Annotated in this window: 15 protein-coding genes and 1 pseudogene; 6 read left to right on the top strand and 10 right to left on the bottom strand. The window is 56.9% G+C overall.

Going from position 1 to position 15,515, the window contains the following annotated elements; genetic code table 11:
* Nucleotides 1-53: 53 nt before the first annotated feature.
* Genes GOV88_RS17590 through GOV88_RS17580 form a run of 3 tightly spaced genes read right to left on the bottom strand, consistent with a single transcriptional unit; the run spans nt 54 to nt 3,947 of the window.
* Nucleotides 54-830 (bottom strand): enoyl-CoA hydratase-related protein, encoded by a 777-nt coding sequence (locus GOV88_RS17590; RefSeq protein WP_171123389.1) that lies wholly within the window; start codon nt 828-830, stop codon nt 54-56.
* 10 nt (nt 831-840) lie between these two features.
* Nucleotides 841-2,136 (bottom strand): 3-hydroxyacyl-CoA dehydrogenase, encoded by a 1,296-nt coding sequence (locus GOV88_RS17585; RefSeq protein ID WP_171241235.1) that lies wholly within the window; start codon nt 2,134-2,136, stop codon nt 841-843.
* Nucleotides 2,133-3,947, bottom strand: coding sequence for a class I adenylate-forming enzyme family protein (locus tag GOV88_RS17580; protein WP_371808264.1), 1,815 nt, complete (start codon nt 3,945-3,947; stop codon nt 2,133-2,135). Before GOV88_RS17580 ends, GOV88_RS17585 begins: the two co-directional genes overlap by 4 nt.
* Nucleotides 3,948-4,296: 349 nt before the next feature.
* On the opposite strand from GOV88_RS17580, the gene GOV88_RS17575 reads away from it, so the two are divergent.
* The 5 genes and pseudogenes from GOV88_RS17575 (at nt 4,297) to GOV88_RS17565 (ending at nt 7,539) form a co-directional block, all read left to right on the top strand.
* Nucleotides 4,297-5,124, top strand: coding sequence for an alcohol dehydrogenase catalytic domain-containing protein (locus GOV88_RS17575; RefSeq protein ID WP_217358931.1), 828 nt, complete (start codon nt 4,297-4,299; stop codon nt 5,122-5,124).
* Nucleotides 5,100-5,336, top strand: coding sequence for a zinc-binding dehydrogenase (locus GOV88_RS20380; RefSeq protein WP_217358930.1), 237 nt, complete (start codon nt 5,100-5,102; stop codon nt 5,334-5,336). The genes GOV88_RS17575 and GOV88_RS20380 overlap by 25 nt, the downstream gene beginning before the upstream one ends.
* Nucleotides 5,337-5,423: 87 nt before the next feature.
* A pseudogene (locus GOV88_RS20790) lies at nt 5,424-6,259 on the top strand (GMC family oxidoreductase); the annotation flags it as partial.
* A gap of 45 nt (nt 6,260-6,304) precedes the next feature.
* The gene (locus GOV88_RS20785) at nt 6,305-7,030 is read left to right on the top strand and encodes a GMC family oxidoreductase (protein ID WP_371808266.1); all 726 of its coding nucleotides are present in this window, start codon (nt 6,305-6,307) and stop codon (nt 7,028-7,030) included.
* 20 nt (nt 7,031-7,050) lie between these two features.
* On the top strand, nt 7,051-7,539 hold the full coding sequence (locus GOV88_RS17565; protein WP_171241234.1) for an acyl-CoA thioesterase: 489 nt from the start codon (nt 7,051-7,053) through the stop codon (nt 7,537-7,539).
* Between the two features lie 122 nt (nt 7,540-7,661).
* Here the strand turns inward: GOV88_RS17565 and GOV88_RS17560 are convergent, their stop codons facing one another.
* From GOV88_RS17560 to GOV88_RS17530, 7 genes are all read right to left on the bottom strand, one after another.
* Complete coding sequence (locus GOV88_RS17560; protein ID WP_171241233.1) at nt 7,662-8,390, bottom strand: SDR family NAD(P)-dependent oxidoreductase; 729 nt, start codon at nt 8,388-8,390, stop codon at nt 7,662-7,664.
* Between the two features lie 47 nt (nt 8,391-8,437).
* Entirely contained in the window at nt 8,438-9,052 is a 615-nt protein-coding gene (locus tag GOV88_RS17555; RefSeq protein ID WP_171123381.1) for a 2-hydroxychromene-2-carboxylate isomerase, read from the bottom strand.
* 44 nt (nt 9,053-9,096) lie between these two features.
* On the bottom strand, nt 9,097-9,867 hold the full coding sequence (locus GOV88_RS17550) for an SDR family oxidoreductase (RefSeq protein ID WP_171241232.1): 771 nt from the start codon (nt 9,865-9,867) through the stop codon (nt 9,097-9,099).
* Nucleotides 9,868-10,082: 215 nt separating this feature from the next.
* Complete coding sequence (locus tag GOV88_RS17545) at nt 10,083-10,865, bottom strand: crotonase/enoyl-CoA hydratase family protein (protein ID WP_171241231.1); 783 nt, start codon at nt 10,863-10,865, stop codon at nt 10,083-10,085.
* A 241-nt stretch (nt 10,866-11,106) separates the two neighbouring features.
* A complete protein-coding gene (locus tag GOV88_RS17540) occupies nt 11,107-11,973 on the bottom strand; it encodes an acyl-CoA thioesterase II (RefSeq protein WP_171241230.1) in 867 nt (288 codons plus the stop codon).
* A 36-nt stretch (nt 11,974-12,009) separates the two neighbouring features.
* On the bottom strand, nt 12,010-12,477 hold the full coding sequence (locus GOV88_RS17535) for a MaoC family dehydratase (RefSeq protein WP_171123374.1): 468 nt from the start codon (nt 12,475-12,477) through the stop codon (nt 12,010-12,012).
* The gene (locus tag GOV88_RS17530; protein WP_171241229.1) at nt 12,474-14,357 is read right to left on the bottom strand and encodes an AMP-binding protein; all 1,884 of its coding nucleotides are present in this window, start codon (nt 14,355-14,357) and stop codon (nt 12,474-12,476) included. Before GOV88_RS17530 ends, GOV88_RS17535 begins: the two co-directional genes overlap by 4 nt.
* 248 nt (nt 14,358-14,605) lie before the next feature.
* Between GOV88_RS17530 and GOV88_RS17525 the strand changes: the two genes are divergently transcribed.
* The gene (locus GOV88_RS17525; RefSeq protein WP_171123370.1) at nt 14,606-15,178 is read left to right on the top strand and encodes a TetR/AcrR family transcriptional regulator; all 573 of its coding nucleotides are present in this window, start codon (nt 14,606-14,608) and stop codon (nt 15,176-15,178) included.
* Nucleotides 15,179-15,515 lie beyond the last annotated feature (337 nt).

Here is a 15,515-nt window from a genome sequence, read left to right as displayed (position 1 = left end):
TCTGCAACGGTTTGGACCATGTCAGGTCTCCTGTTTTGACGAGCGCGGCTCGTTTAGCGGTTGACCCAATTGGGCTTGCGTTTCTCGGCAAAGGCTTGCACGCCTTCTTTGAAATCCTCGGTCTGGGCCAGATCTTTCAGTACCTCGCGCGAATGCTCCATGCTTTCGCCAAAGCCCTCGATCTGGGCCATTCGGTTCAACACACGTTTGGTGGCCTTTACAGACGACGGTGACACGCTGCAGATGTCATCCGCCAGTGCCATCGCGCGGGTCATCAGATCGTCATGCGGGACAACTTCGTTCACGCAACCCAGTTTCAAGGCTTCGTCCGCGTCAACGGTGCGGCCGGTAATCATCATCTCTTGCGCCGCGAGGCGGCCGATATAGCGGCTCAGACGCTGCACGCCGGACGCGGCGGCGAAAAAGCCGACTTTCACTTCGGGCAAGGCGAATTTTGCGCGGTCCGAAGCCAGAATGATGTCGCAGCTCAGTGCGGTTTCAAACCCGCCGCCCATGGCAAAGCCGTTAACGGCTGCGATGACCGGCTTTTCCAGATCATAGCGCATGGCCAGCCCGGCAAACCCGGTCTCGGGGATCGGTTGCGGGCCATGTTTGGCGGTGAATTTCAGGTCGTTGCCTGCCGTGAACGCCTTATCCCCTGCGCCGGTCAGAACGGCGACCCATTGATCCTCGGCGGCGGCAAACTTGTCCCAGCAATCGGCCATTTCGTGATGCATCGGGGCATGGACGGCATTGTAAACCTCGGGGCGGTTCATGGTGACCAGCAGGACATTGCCCCGTTGTTCGGTGGTGATGAATTCGTATGACATGATGTCTCCTTCAGACGCGTGCGGTTTTCAGACCACCGGTGTCAATTTCAGTAAATTTCCCACCTTCGGCAGCCAGCTTTCGCAGCATCTCCGCAGGCGCAAAGTCAGGGTCTTCAGCCCCCAGTTTTTCCATGACCTCCAGCACTTTGGCCGCGCCGATCATGTCGCCGTAATACATCGGGCCGCCCTTGTCCGCAGGCCAGCCATAGCCGTTGATCCAGACCACATCGACATCCGACGGGCGCTGTGCCTTGTTTTCCTCAAGGATCTTCAACGCCTCATTGATCATCGGGCAGATGCAGACGTCGATTATGTCGTCCTGCGACATTTGCGAAGGCTCTGCCCCGGTAATGTCAGTGATGATTTTCGCGGTTTCTTCCGACGGAACAGGCGTGCGGTTTTCGTCGTAGTCATAGTACCCGGCCTTGGTTTTCTGGCCCCGGCGGTCCAGTTCGCACAGAGCGTCACGGATCGGATTGTCGGTTGTGGCCCCCTTTGACCAGCCGATGTCCAGCCCGGCTAGGTCCGCCATTTGAAACGGTCCCATCTTGAAGCCAAAAGCGTTCAGTGCCGCATCGACATCCCATGGCATCACGCCGCGATAGACCAGCTTCATCGCCTGATCCTGTCGTTTGAACAGCATCCGGTTGCCGACAAACCCCGGGCAGACCCCGACGACAACAGCAATCTTGTTGATCTCAAGCGCTACATCCAGACAGGTGGCCAGAACATCCTGTGCTGTGTGTTCCGCCCGGACGATTTCCAGCAGCTTCATCACATTGGCAGGCGAGAAAAAGTGCAATCCGATAACGTCTTGGGGGCGGCTGGTCACTGAGGCAATCTCGTCAATGTCCAGCGCCGAGGTGTTGGTGGCCAAAATCGCGCCCGGTTTCATGATCCGGTCCAGATCGGTGAAGATTTTGCGCTTCAGCCCCATGTCCTCGAACACGGCTTCGATCACCAAATCGCAGTCTGCCAGATCCTCCAACGAGAGGCAGCCGTCGTATCGCGCCATGCGAATGTCGACCTCGGACTGAGGGAACCGGCCCCGGTCGGCGCTGCGCTGATAGTTGCTGCGCACCACGGAAAGGCCGCGGTCCAGCGCCGCTTGTTGGGTGTCGACGATCTTTACATCATAGCCTACGGTGGCAAAATTCATGGAGATGCCCCCGCCCATTGTGCCTGCACCTATGATGCCGACGGTCTTTACCGGGCGTCTGGGGGTTGCGGTGTCGATATCCGGTACGTTCCAGGCAGCCTTACCAGCCGAGGCGTGATACGCAACGAGGGTGTCTTGGGTATTCATGCATCTGTTCCATTTAATGACTTTATACACTGAGCGCGCAACGCGCGCCGGTCGAGCTTGTCTGTGGCACCCCGCGGCAGGGGGTCTGAGTGCAACCACAAGTGTTCCGGAATTTTGAATGTGGCGATGTGTTTCGCCAGATAATCCTGAATTTCCTGCGCGGTTGCGTGATAACCGGCGCGCAACTGAACACCGGCCCCGACGACTTCGCCCAATCTTTTGTGCGGTATGGAAAACGCGCAGGCTTCGGCCACCGCAGGATGTTTGTGCAGCGCGCCTTCGACATCCAGGCAGGCGATGTTTTCGCCCCCGCGGATGATGATATTCTTTTTGCGATCCACGATAGTGACAAAGCCGTCTGCGTCGATAAACCCCAGATCGCCAGAGCGCAGCCAGCCTTCGTTCAGAACCTCGGCGGTGGCCTCGGGCTTGTTCAGATAACAGCGCATGATCGTGGGGCTTTTGATAGTGATCTCTCCGACCTCGCCCGCCGGCACGTCCCGCCCTTCATCGTCTAGGAAGCGCAGTTCCTGCACCGGCGGATACAACCGACCCGCCGATCCGGGGCGGGCGACATAGTCTTCCCCAGCTGTGCCCATGCCGAGTGCGTTAGTCTCGGTCATGCCCCATCCGGTTGCGATTTGAGCAGCCGGAAAAACCTGAGCCAGCTCCCCCACCTGCGGCGGAGGCCGCTTTGCGCCACCCGAGTTAATGAAGTCCAGCGTTTCAAGGGGCTGACCCATTCGCACAGCGGCCTCCATCAGGTCGTGGGTTTGGGTCGGAACACCCAGAAACCGGGTGATCTGTTCTTCCTGTATTAACTGAACGGCGCGGTCAGTGTCCCATTTCTCCATCACCACAAGCTTGGCGCCGGACGGGATCGAAAACAGAAAGACAGGATGAGTTGCAGTGACGTGGAATAGCGGCGTCACCACTAATGTGGCCGGGCGCAGCGGTGCAGGGTCATCTGCGGCAGGGGGGGTAACCAGCGGGGCCGCAGTCATGACCATCGACCAGGAAAACACCGCGCTCATCGCGCCGCGATGGGTCAGAACAACCCCCTTGGGGTGGCCGGTTGTCCCCGAAGAATACATGATCCCCATGTCGTCATCGGTGTCGATGTCGACCTGCGGCCAGCTATCATCTGAACTGGCGTCCAGCAGCGAGGCATAGTTGATCGGTGTCAGGTCACCGCCATCGCGCACCCCGATCACCTGAATATCCCTTTCGGCTTGCAATGGTAGCAGACGTTCGACCCTTATCCGATCGCCGAAAACGATCTTTGCGCCGCTGTCTTGCAGGGCATAGACCAACTCTTCCGTGGTCCACCAGCCATTCAAAAAGACAGTCACCGCACCGATTGACGCGATCGCTGTGAACAGAAACAGAAACTCGGGGCAATTGCGCATTGCGATGGCGACTGGCTGCCCCTTGCGCACCCCAAGTTCGGTTGTAAGTGCGTGCGCTATTCTGTTTGTTTCCGAGCAGAACTCATCATAAGTCCAGCGTTCTTCGCCAAACACCAGATAATCCGCCGCACCGTCGCCTTGATCGGCCCGGCTGAGTTGCATCAGGGCGCGGATGTGACCGGGGATGTTCTTGAATACGCGGGTCTCGACCCCGCGAATCCGGGCTTGGGACAGCTCGTAAATCGGTTCATTTGCGATCAGGTAGTGCACGGCCTGTTCAGGCGTCATAGCCGAGGTTCCGTCACTGCCGTGCGCATAGTCTTTCAGCCACGCATCAACCGCGCCTGTCAAAATCAAAGCGATATCCTCCCATGCGCGTGGCATCCCATTGGGCAGAACCACGACTCCTCCCTCAAGGATGTTAGAGCGGTTTCTTAGCTGTGCCAAGACCGCTGTACGGAACAATGTTCCGCAAAAGTGATATTTCCCGGTTTTGCGATTGTGACGCTGACTTTTTGCGCTGGGCAGTTAGTCGACCCCTTTTCACACAGCGGCGATCTGCCTGTCGAAGGGCATGACATGCATCATGCAGGTCGCAATGGGTCGATGGTAAAGGGAGCAAGTTTTGTTGACATCAAGGTAGGCTTGATGGGATGATGATCATCATGCAGATGCGGCTGAATGGCAACATTTCCAAGCAATTGCGATACGAAGAACAAGAGGCCAGACCATGAAAAATGAGTGCTATTGCGTGACGGAACACCAGGCGCCACTGCAGAAAATCGTGCAGGATCTGCCCGAGTTGGAAGGGGACGAGGTGCTGTTGAAGGTGCGTGCCTCGGGCGTGTGTCACTCTGATCTGCACTTCTGGGAAGGTGGCTATGATCTGGGCGACAACCAAGAGATGAATTTGTCCGATCGGGGCGTAAAGCTTCCCTTGACGATGGGTCATGAGATTGTCGGTGAGCTGGTCGCGTTGGGTCCCGAAGCGCAGGGTTTGGCGCTGGGCGAAAGCTATCTGGTCTATCCCTGGCTGGGGTGTGGCACCTGCGAAACCTGCGCAAAGGATCAAGAGAATTTGTGCCCCAATGCACCGCGGGCCCTTGGGATATTCACCCCCGGCGGCTATGCGCAATACGTGGTGGTGCCGCGCGCCAAATATTGTCTGACGCTTGGCGACCTGGACCCGGCAGAGGCCGCGCCTTTGGCCTGTTCCGGGGTGACCACCTATAGCGCGCTTAAGAAATTCGGGGACGATATCCGCGACACGCCGGTGGTGATCCTGGGTGCGGGTGGACTTGGGCATATGGCGCTTCGGGTGATCCGTGCTCTTGGTGGCAAGGGGGCCGTTTTCGTCGATCTTGACGAGGCAAAGCGCCACGCCGTGCTTGAGGCCGGGGCGCTTGCGGCCATTGATGGCAATGCGCCCGATGCGGACGAGCAGATCAAAGCCGCCACAGGGGGAGGGGCCCTGTTGGTCATGGACTTGGTGGGCGCCGAGGCACGATTAATCTGGGGTTGGCCGCCGCGCGTAAGGGCGTTCGGATCGTTGTGGTGGGATTGTTTGGCGGTCAGTTGAAAATCCCCACCGTCTATTTCCCAATACGCGCCATGGCGGTGATCGGTTCATATGTGGGCAATCTGAACGAACTGTCCGAACTGCTTGAGTTGGCCAAATCAGGCAAGTTGAGCTTGGCACCTGTGACGCGCCGCCCATTACAGGACGCCAACGACGCGCTGATGGATCTGAAAGACGGGAAGGTTATCGGTCGGGTCGTCCTGACCCCATGAAAGCGGTCTGAACGCGACCCGCAGTTTGTAAGCAAAGCAGGCCTTGGAGCCGGATTTCATTGATAGGTATTGGGAGGTGCCGGGCAGGTGGACGCGGATTACATCATTGTTGGGGCAGGTTCAGCGGGCTGTGTGTTGGCCAACCGGCTGACTGCTGACCCAAAAAACAAGGTCATATTGCTGGAGGCCGGGGGCAAGGATAACAGCCCCTTCATTCATGCGCCTGCGGGCTTTGTGAAAATGCTTCGAAATGAGAAGTATAACTGGTGCTATTCAACCGAACCTGATCCCGGCTTAAACGGGCGGCGGCTTTTCTGGCCGCGCGGCAAGACGCTTGGGGGGTCATCGTCGATAAACGGGTTGCTATACGTGCGCGGGCAGCCGTCCGATTATGACCGTTGGCGGCAATTGGGCAACGAAGGCTGGGGCTGGGAAGATGTCCTGCCGCTGTTCAAAGCCACCGAAGGGCGCGAGGAAGGTGCTGAGGATCAATACGACTCTGACCTGCGGGGTAGCGACGGCGAAATGACGGTCAGCACCCCTCGTTCGCGCCATCCGCTGAGTGAGAAATGGGTCGAATCTGCAGTTGCAGCGGGTTACCCGTATAACCCTGCCACAATGCAGAGCGGCAGGAAGGGGTCGGCTTTTTTCAGACAACCATCGCCTATGGCAAACGTCATTCGACGGCGAATGCGTTTCTGAAACCGATCAGGTCGCGCCCCAATTTGCGTGTGATCACGCATGCCCATGTGCAGCACGTGGACCTGGATGGCAAACGCTGTACAGGCATCACCTACAAGGATCGCTCGGGTAGATTGGTGTCGCTTAGGGCCGGGCGCGAGGTGATCTTGTCGGCCGGGTCGATCGGGTCGCCTCAGATACTTATGCTGTCGGGGATTGGAAATCCCGATCACTTGTCTGAAAACGGCGTGCAGCTCCGTCACGAGCTTCCGGGTGTGGGGCAGGCGATGCAGGATCATCTTCAGGCCAAGATGGTGCATCGGATGTCGGTGCCCACATATAACCGCGAAGGTAAGTCGCTGATGCGTCAGGCGGCCATCGCCGCCCAATACTATTTCGTGGGCCGGAACGCGCCTTTGTCGATGCCAGCGGCGGATGCTACCGCTTTTCTGAAAACGCACCCTGATCTGCAAACGCCAGACATTCAGTTTCACGTGCAGCCCTTTTCTTATGATGCGGAAGGGAACCTGCATGACTTTTTCGGCTTCACTTCAACCGTCTGCCAGTTGCGTCCCGAAAGTCGTGGGCAGATTCTGTTAAATGGTCCTGACCCTGCCACTTATCCCAAAATTCACCCCAACTATCTGTCTACGGAAACCGATTGCCGTACGTTGGTCGAAGGAATTCGCATCGCCCGCACGATTGCGGCGCAGTCACCCTTGGCGAGCCATATCGCGTCTGAGTTTTTGCCGGGCAGCGCGATAGAAAGCGACGATTACGACGCGATGCTGGACTGGGCGCGCGGTCACGCTGTGACGATCTTCCATCCGTCAAGGACCTGTAAAATGGGACCGGGGCCGGATGCAGTTGTGGATGCCAAGTTGAAGCTTCACGGGATTGCAGGATTGCGGGTTGTCGATTGTTCGATCATGCCCGAGCTGACCTCGGGCAATACCAATGCCCCGACGATTATGATCGCAGAGAAAGCCAGCAGAATGATATTGGCCGGATAGCAGGCAAAAGACGTCAAAGTATGAACGAGCAAAAATTCAGAATCTCAAAGCATTATGAGCCGATAAAAGCCACCGACCTGCGCGGCTACGGGGTGCCGGAACCTTGGAATTTCGGGGTAGGTTTTCGGGCGACGTTCGGGGATTTGGATGCGCAGAACCATGTCTCGAACGTGAAATGCCTGCGTTGGATCGAGGCGTTCCGCATGGCCTATTTGCGCGCCTACGGTTGGCCGGAATATGCGACGCCGGGGGCCAATCTGATGGTGATCCGACGGTTTCAGATCGACTATCTCAAGCCAGTTCATCTGGATGACGATGTGATCGTGACGGGGCGCACTGTGCAGGTCGGCCGGTCTAGCTGCACGATGGAGTATGCGATCTGGGGGAATGGCCAGATTGCAACCGCTTCGGCGGTGTTGGTTTTTCTGGATCAGCACGGGACAAAGTCGGACCTTCCAGGAACGTTGCGCCCGCTCATGATCGAATGGGACGGGGCGCAACCCCGCTAGGGCAGTGGTCAACGGGGCATGGGAATGCCCCTGTGACCGCATTGCGCGGCTGAGGGCGGGTAGCTTTTGTCATTCCCGACTGTCTGCCGATGCAAGAGTCGACCTAAACGACTACTTCCGCTTTACCACGTTTCCACGCTTGGTCGTATCTGCGTCTCAAACATCCACGCGTCTTTGGGCTGTTTCCAAAGCTGGATATAGGTCTTTGCCACGGACGCGGGATCCATCAGAACCCGGTCTTCCGGGTTGCCTCCGCGGGCGGCGATCATTTCGCGCACCCATTGGGTATCAACGCCGGAATCAATGACCAGATGCGCCACATGGATGCCTTTGGGCATCAATTCACGGGCGGCGCATTCAGCGACGGCGCGGATGCCAAACTTGGCGCTGGCAAAGGCGGCAAAGCCTGGATTGCCGCGCAACCCGGCGGTGGCACCAGTGAAAAAGATATTGCCGGTTCCGCGTGGCAGCATCGCTTTGGCGGCTTCGCGCCCGGTTAGAAAACCGGCGTAGCAGGCCATTTCCCAAACTTTGCGGAAAACCCGTTCCGTGGTTTCTGTGAATGGGAAACTCACATTCGCGCCGACGTTGAAGATGCAAACTTCGATCGGGCCAACCTCTTCGGCGGACTTGATGAAGTCGATGACCTGATCTTCGTCCCTGGCATCCAGACTTTTGCCGATTATTCGGCCTCCGGCGGCTGTGACCTCATCCACCAACGGTTGCAGTTTATCCCCGTTGCGCCGACCGGCGATCACAGTAAAGCCTTCGGCGGCGAAGGCCTTGCAGATGGCCGCGCCGATGAAATCACCGGCTCCAACCACGACAACAGTTTCTGCTCTTTGTTCCATAAGGAGTGTCCTTCTTTAGGGTAGGTCGGCTGACCCAAATGCATGTGTCAGTTATCCAGACCGGCCAGATGCTGTTCCAGATCGCGGATACGATCCTTTCCGAAATAGATTTCCCCGTCATAGTGAAAGGTCGGTGCACCAAAATCACCAGCGGAAACAGCCATTTCCGTGTTCGAGATCAGTTGGGTTTTGACTTCGGGGTCTTGTATCAGTGCGAACAGGGGTTCGGCTTCTAGCCCGCCATCTGTCAGCCAGCGCGACAGCACCTCAGGGTCGCCAAGGTTCTGTTCGAACTGCCACATGCCGCGAAAGACGCGTTCCATGTACAGCTCAAAAACACCCAACCGTTGCGCCGCAATGCAGCCGCGCATCAGTTGCAGGGTGTTGATCGGGAAATAGGGGTTGAATGAGAACTCATCGACGATTCCGTTGCGTTCGGTAAAGCGCAACAGGTCGCGCCGTTCGTACCGCAGCTTGTTCTCGATCCCGGCGTTGGTTTCACCCGGTGCCCGGTTGCCAGTGGCGCGGAAGATACCGCCCAATAGCACCGGCACATAGGTGAACGTCGCGCCATAGGTCTGCGCGAGACCGGGTATTAAGAGATGCGCTAGGTAAGAGTTCGGGCTGCCAAAATCGAAGTGAAAGGCGACGTGCTTCTGCATCAATCTTTCCTTTTGAAAGTGGTCTACGGATAGGTCGGGCGCTTTCAGATCGCGGTCAGCCCGCCATCAATGGCCAAAGTGGTCCCGTTGATCATGCTGCCTGCGTCCGAGCAATAAAGCAGCGCCGCCCCCTTAAGATCTTCGCTGCCGCCAATCCGCCCCAGCGGGTTCTGCGCCGCGACGTTTTCGCGCCCCAGCGCATCCAGCGTTCCCGCGGTCATCTTGCTTTCGAACATGCCCGGGGCCAGCGCATTCACCGTTATTCCATGCTCACCCCATTCGTGGGCCAATGCGCGGGTCAGGTTCACAACAGCCGCCTTCGAAGTGTTGTAAGCCACAATTCCCTTGTTGCCCTTTAGCCCAGCAATCGACGCCAGGTTCAGTATCCGGCCGTTGCCATTCGGGATCATCGAGTCTCTTGCGATTAGCTGGCTAAGGCGAAACACAGAGCGGACGTTAAGGTCCATCAGCTTGTCCCAGGCTTCCATCGCATGATCGACTGCGGGGCTTCCCCAAGTGGCCCCGGCATTGTTGACAAGGATATCGACCCGACCAAGCTTTGCTATGGACTGATCTGACAATGCCACAAGGTCATCGTCCTTACGATTATCCGCCACGATGTAGTCCACACTGATCCCGCGCGCTTCGAGATGCGCCTTGGCATCCTGCAAATCCGTTTCCTTGCGGGACGAGATCACCAATCGCGCGCCGTTGTCACCCAGCACTTCGGCGATCTGCAGACCCAGCCCGCGTGACCCCCCGGTTATCAGGGCGGTCTTGCCACTCAGGTCGAAAAGCTCATTTGCCTTGGTCATCTTTCTTTCCTTCTTCGCCAGATTGTATCAGCGGGCAGTTTCATCGGCCCCTTGCGTAGAGGTGTTTAGAATTCCGATCTTCGTCAGCTCGCAGTCGAACCCCTAATGGCCGGAATTCGTTTTTACCTTACGAAAACCCCTGCCAGCCCCGTATCCTTTGCATCAAGCGCGCCATTACGGTTCCGGTGCTGCCCCGGCAGCCGGGCGCGTTCGTTTCAACGGCCTTTAAAGACGGCCTCGCGCCGTTCCACGAATGACGCTATGCCTTCGCGCATATCCTCGGTCGCAAGCATACGGTCGCGAAGCTCTGGAATGCAGGCAATCGCAGCCTGTTCCCCGTGTTCAATAAATTTGCGTCCAGCCACTTTCATGGCCTGAATGCCAAGCGGAGCGTTTCGGCAGATCGTTTCCGCAATCTCCATTGCGCGCGTGGTTTCATGCCCCTTGGCTACAACCTCTTGGACCAGCCCGATGCGATGGGCTTCTTCCGCGCTGAACTCGTCGCATAGCATCAGGTGGTACATGGCGTTTCCCCAACCGGCGCGGCTGATGTATCGGAAGTGCGCGCCACCGAAAGGAGCAATGCCGCGCTTTGATTCCAATTGGCAAAACCGGGTGTCATCGGCGGCAACGGCGATGTCTCCGGCCAGCATCATTTCGATTCCGATTGTGAAGCATATCCCTTTTACGGCCGTGACAATCGGCTTGCTACACTGTCTTTGCAGGCCAAACGCATCAACGTTTCCCTCGGGAATATCTGGGGGTGTGCTGTTGGGGCCGAAGAACTTTGGCATATCCAGCCCCGCTGTAAAATCTTCGCCTTCTGCGCAGATCACCCCTGCCCATAGGTCGGGTGTTTGCTCTAGCAGGGTCAGGGTGTCTGACAATTGTTCCATCATCTGCGGATGAAAGGCGTTTTTCTTTGCCGGGTTGTCGATCGTGATCTTTAGCACACGGCCTTGGACCTCGTGCCTGACTTTGCCCTGAATATCCTGCATTTCGTCATCCTCCCCTGCCGTTCAAACAAGGCTGTCAATCGGCCTTGTCTCAGCTTTTTCAGAATGACGGTCATCATTCAGATGTCAAGTCCACTGTCCGGTAAGCCTTAAGTGGACTGGCGATTTAAGATTATCAATGTCATGCAGAACCCAAGTGGAGCCCAGTGGTTAACGGGCTTGTGCCAAAGGCGGTGAACCGCACAAGATGCAGAAAGGGGGCTTCGATCAAGAATGACGCGGCTCAGTTGCGTTTACGCCGCAATAGCGATTCCTGGGCTGTACTTGCGACCAGTTTGCCGTCTTCGGAAAAGATCATGCCGCGGGCCAGTCCACGGCCGCTGCCCGTCCAGGGGCCATCCATCGCGTAAAAGTGCCAATCCTGTAAACGGGCAGGTGCGTGAAGCCAGATCGCGTGATCCAGACTGGCGCCTTGCGCTGTGTTCTGCGACCAGCTCAACCCGTGGGCGCGCAAACCTACGCTCATCAAACCCATATCGGACGCATAGGTCAGATAAAGCTGCTGCAGGTTGGCATCGCCATTTTTGGCTGCGGGTATACGAAACCAAAACCCGTGCTGATCGCTGACAGGTACGGGATTTGCCTCATTCCTGGGATCGACGTCGCGAATCTCGAACTGTGTCTGGTGGATGCGCCTGTTGTCTGCTTCGGCTGAGCCATTTGCGGAACGGGCGGTCGCGGTGCTTTGGTCCGGGGCGCAATCCTGTGGCCCCGGAGCGTCCGGTTTTTCGTGCTGATAGTCCCAGCCCTCATCGGGCACATGGAAAGACCCTGTGAAATTCAGGATTTGCTGATCGCCCTGCGTGGCGATCACCCGTCGCGTGCTGAACGATCCACCATCCCGCGCATTTTCAACCCGGAAGATCAATGGTTGGTTCGGATCACCCGCGCGCAGGAAATACGAGTGGATAGAATGGCAGCGACGCTCTGCCGACACGGAATGGCGTGCAGCGGCTAGGCATTGGGCAATGACCTGCCCTCCGAATAGGCGCGTCGGCACGGCATCGCCGGAAAAGGCGGCCGCGCGAAACAGGTCAGGCCCAACTTGTTCTGGCTGTAATATATCCGCCAGAGAAGGCATTTGCGTCATTTTGGTCCCCGGTGGGATAAGAGGCAAAAGCGCGGATCAGAAATAGGATAGCCCTAGCCACTCCGCGACTAGCGCGGGCGAGTCTTTACCTTCGATTTCGACCGTGACGTTCATTCGGGTTTGGATGGATCCATCGTCCCTGTCCGTCAGCCCAGCAAGGTGAAAACGTCCACGAATACGTGCGCCTGCGGGCACCGGCGAAACAAATCGGATCTTATCGAAACCGTAATTCACACCCATCGTGCGACCAGCGATCTTTGGGACGCCGTTCTGCACCAGTGGCACCAATAGTGACAGCGACAGAAATCCATGCGCAATCGTGCCGCCAAAAGGTGTTTCTGCGGCCCGGTCCGGGTCTATGTGAATGAATTGGTGATCGTCGGTGGCATCTGCAAACTTGTCGATCCGCGCCTGATCCACCGTAAGCCAGTCTGACACGCCAAGCTCTTTGCCGACCCGGCCGCGATAGGCGTCTAGGCTGACTTCCAAAGATGTCTCTTTCATTGTTGTGCCACCACCAGAAAGTCCTTGCGGGTTCCGTTGTAAAGGGCGTCAACAGTGTCTGCGCGGCGTTTGAGAACTTGGCGCTGGTTGACGTAGCCTTTGTCGTTGATTTCGTTTTCCGACAGCGACGGTGGCTCGGCCAGGATGCCAATTGCGCGCACTTGCCGGCTGGAGCCGCTATTGTTCTGGTTCCACCGATCCAAGGCCTGTTGCACCTGTTCAAGGTCTTCAGGAGCAGGTTCAATAAGTGCACCGTCCACCCGTGTTGCACGTGCGCGGGCCGCATCGTTCAGCCAGACCATCGCGACGATATGCGCGCGGCCTTCGCCGACAACAACCGTGTCGCGCACCAGCCCACCACATTCTAAATTCAATCCCGTTCGGATCGCGCCAACCTGAACAAATGTACCGCTGTCGAGCTTGAAATCTTCGCTGACCCGTCCGGCATAACGCAGGTCATTTGCGATTTTGTCGATGTCTTCAAAGCGGATCGCGTCACCGGTGATGAAGAACCCCTCATCGTCGAAAAGTCGTTTGTTCAGTTCGGGCTGATCTACATAGCCGGGAAAGACATTCGGTCCCTTGATCCGCAGCTCGTAACGGTCGTCGCTGAGTGAGATCAGTTTGATTTCAACTTCTGGCACAGGCATTCCGATACGCCCAACCCCGTCATATGGCCAATGGACCGTCGTGACAGAAGGCGCTGCTTCGGTCATGGCAAATCCACCCGATAGCGGAATTCGGCAGCCCCGATACGTCATGGCCAGTTTTTGCAGCCGTTCATAGGTTTCGCCGGGGAATCCTGCTCCGCCGTAATGTACGAAAGTCAGGTTCGAAAAGAACGCTTCGGCCAGCTCGGTATCCTGTTCCATTGCGTCCAACAACATGCCGTATGCCAAGGGCACGTTCGAGAAATTGGTTGGTTTCACCTCGCGGATAGCGGTCAAGCTGCGTTCAAAATCCGGCCCGGAGACTGGACGGCCCGAGTCGATATAAAGCGCTGATGCGTGAAACAGCATTTCGTGCAGGATGTGATTACCCCCGAACGTATGGTGCCACGGCAGCCAGCATAGCCGTCGACGTTGGGCGTGAGGAATGCGGATTCCAATCCTTTGCGACATGGCGATATTTGCGCACATCATGCGCTGTGTGTTGATCACACCCTTGGGGTTGCCTGTCGAGCCAGAGGTGAAAAGGATCTTGCCAACGGTTTCTTCGGTCACGGCTGCGTGGGCAGCGGCAACAGCTTCGGTAACCTTGGTGCCCAGCAACTCGGCGACGTCAGTATCACCGGGTCTGGGATGTTCGGACACCAGCTCGCATCCGTTCAGATCCAGCTTGTCCAATGCAGCGGACAGCGTTTGGGCGTCATCAACAAAAAAGAGTTTCGCTTTGGACTGCGCAAATGTGCTTTGCAGACGGGGAAAAGCCTCTGAGAATTTTGCATAGCTTGGCGAGATCGACGCAGCGGTAATGCCGGCCATCATTGCCCCGAACAGAATCTGAGCGTGGATAATGCTGTTGCGCGACAAGACGGCTATGCAATCTCCTTGCTTTAAACCACGGTTGAGCAAAGCTTGCGCGATGGCCTCGCAATTCGACTTTAGCTGCCGGAAAGTTGGCCCATCCCACCCCTGTGGCCCGCGTTCAGCAAGCGAAAGGCGGTCGGGGTGTGCGCTGGCGGCTGCAAACAGGTAGTCGATGACACTGGTTGGATAGTCCGGCAGCTTGTAATCTTGGCGAAGGTAAATGGCGTCGTTACTACGCCGCAGGACAGGTTTTGCCGGAAAATAGGTCAAGGGGCCAAAGACCGGATCGTCATGGGTTTCGATCCCGAGGGACGGGTCAAGTGTGGTGTTAGTCGTTGTGTCGGTGATCACGGCATGTCCTGATTTTAGAATCCTCGGGGTCAGGCCGCGTGGCATTTGGCAATCTGAAATCGCCGCCGGGCCGCTTAGTCTGTAACGGATTGTGTATGATAGACATCATGCAAGTCAATGGGTGCCGGAAAATCGCGTGAAAACTGGACCACACTGGGGATTTCTGTATTATGACTCCAATGCAGATTGACCCTGTTAGTGGTCGTCGACGCACTAACTGGGGCAATGGATTCCGAAGGCCAGCATCAATGGGGTACTCTCAAGCGCAAAAGGAACGTCATCGCGAGGAGATCCTTTCGAACGCAGGTGAACAACTGCGCAGCGGTGGGTTTTCAGCGATTAATGTCGTGTCTTTGATGAATTCCGTAGGATTGACGCATGGCGGGTTCTACGGCCATTTTGAAAACAAGGAAGACCTGCTGGATCAGGCGCTTGAACGCGCGTTGCGAGAAGGTCGTTTGACCCAAAAGCTTAATGCAAGCCCGAAAAAGCCATCCTTTGCGCGCTATGTTGGTAGCTATGTCAGCCCCAAACATCGCGACCTAAAAAGCAGTGGCTGCGCGATCCCCGCGCTTGTGTCGGATGTCTCACGCAGGCCCAAGGCGTCGCGGGACATCATGCAAACTCATATTGATGGCTTCATAAACACCGTCGCCGATTATCTTGACGGGGATCGCAGCAAGGCAAATTTGGCGGTGGCGGCTATGGTCGGTTCGATTGCGTTGTCCCGGGTCATGACAGACGATGCCAAAGCTTCTGAGATGCTCAAAGCAACCAAGGCCTATTTGCTGACGCTTGAGGACGACGAAGAACAGGGCTGATCCCAGCTTCCATGCAGTCCGCGCCGTCAACAGCTCTGTAGATTGTTCAATAGGGTTGGTGGTCCAAAGCTTAGTCTGATCCGCGCTAGCGGGGCAAGTTTTCAAGCTCGTTCCAATTGGTGAAGCGATCATTCAATCAGCCCCATGCCAACGTCTGATCTGGGAAATAGAAGTTAAAGTGAGAGGCTGCCGCCCCCGGCACCTTACTACGCGAGGCCCTCTCGACTCCACCGAGCCTTTATTTGGCAAGGGTTGTGCATGTTTTCGGCGTCCTGATGAAACCGCCCATGACAGCTTGGGCACACAGCAAATGTGGTGAACAGTTTCAGTCCCGTTG

The sequence above is a fragment of the Ruegeria sp. HKCCA5491 genome (assembly GCF_013034565.1).
Lineage (GTDB): Bacteria > Pseudomonadota > Alphaproteobacteria > Rhodobacterales > Rhodobacteraceae > Ruegeria.
This window is presented reverse-complemented; position numbering and strand designations above follow the sequence as displayed.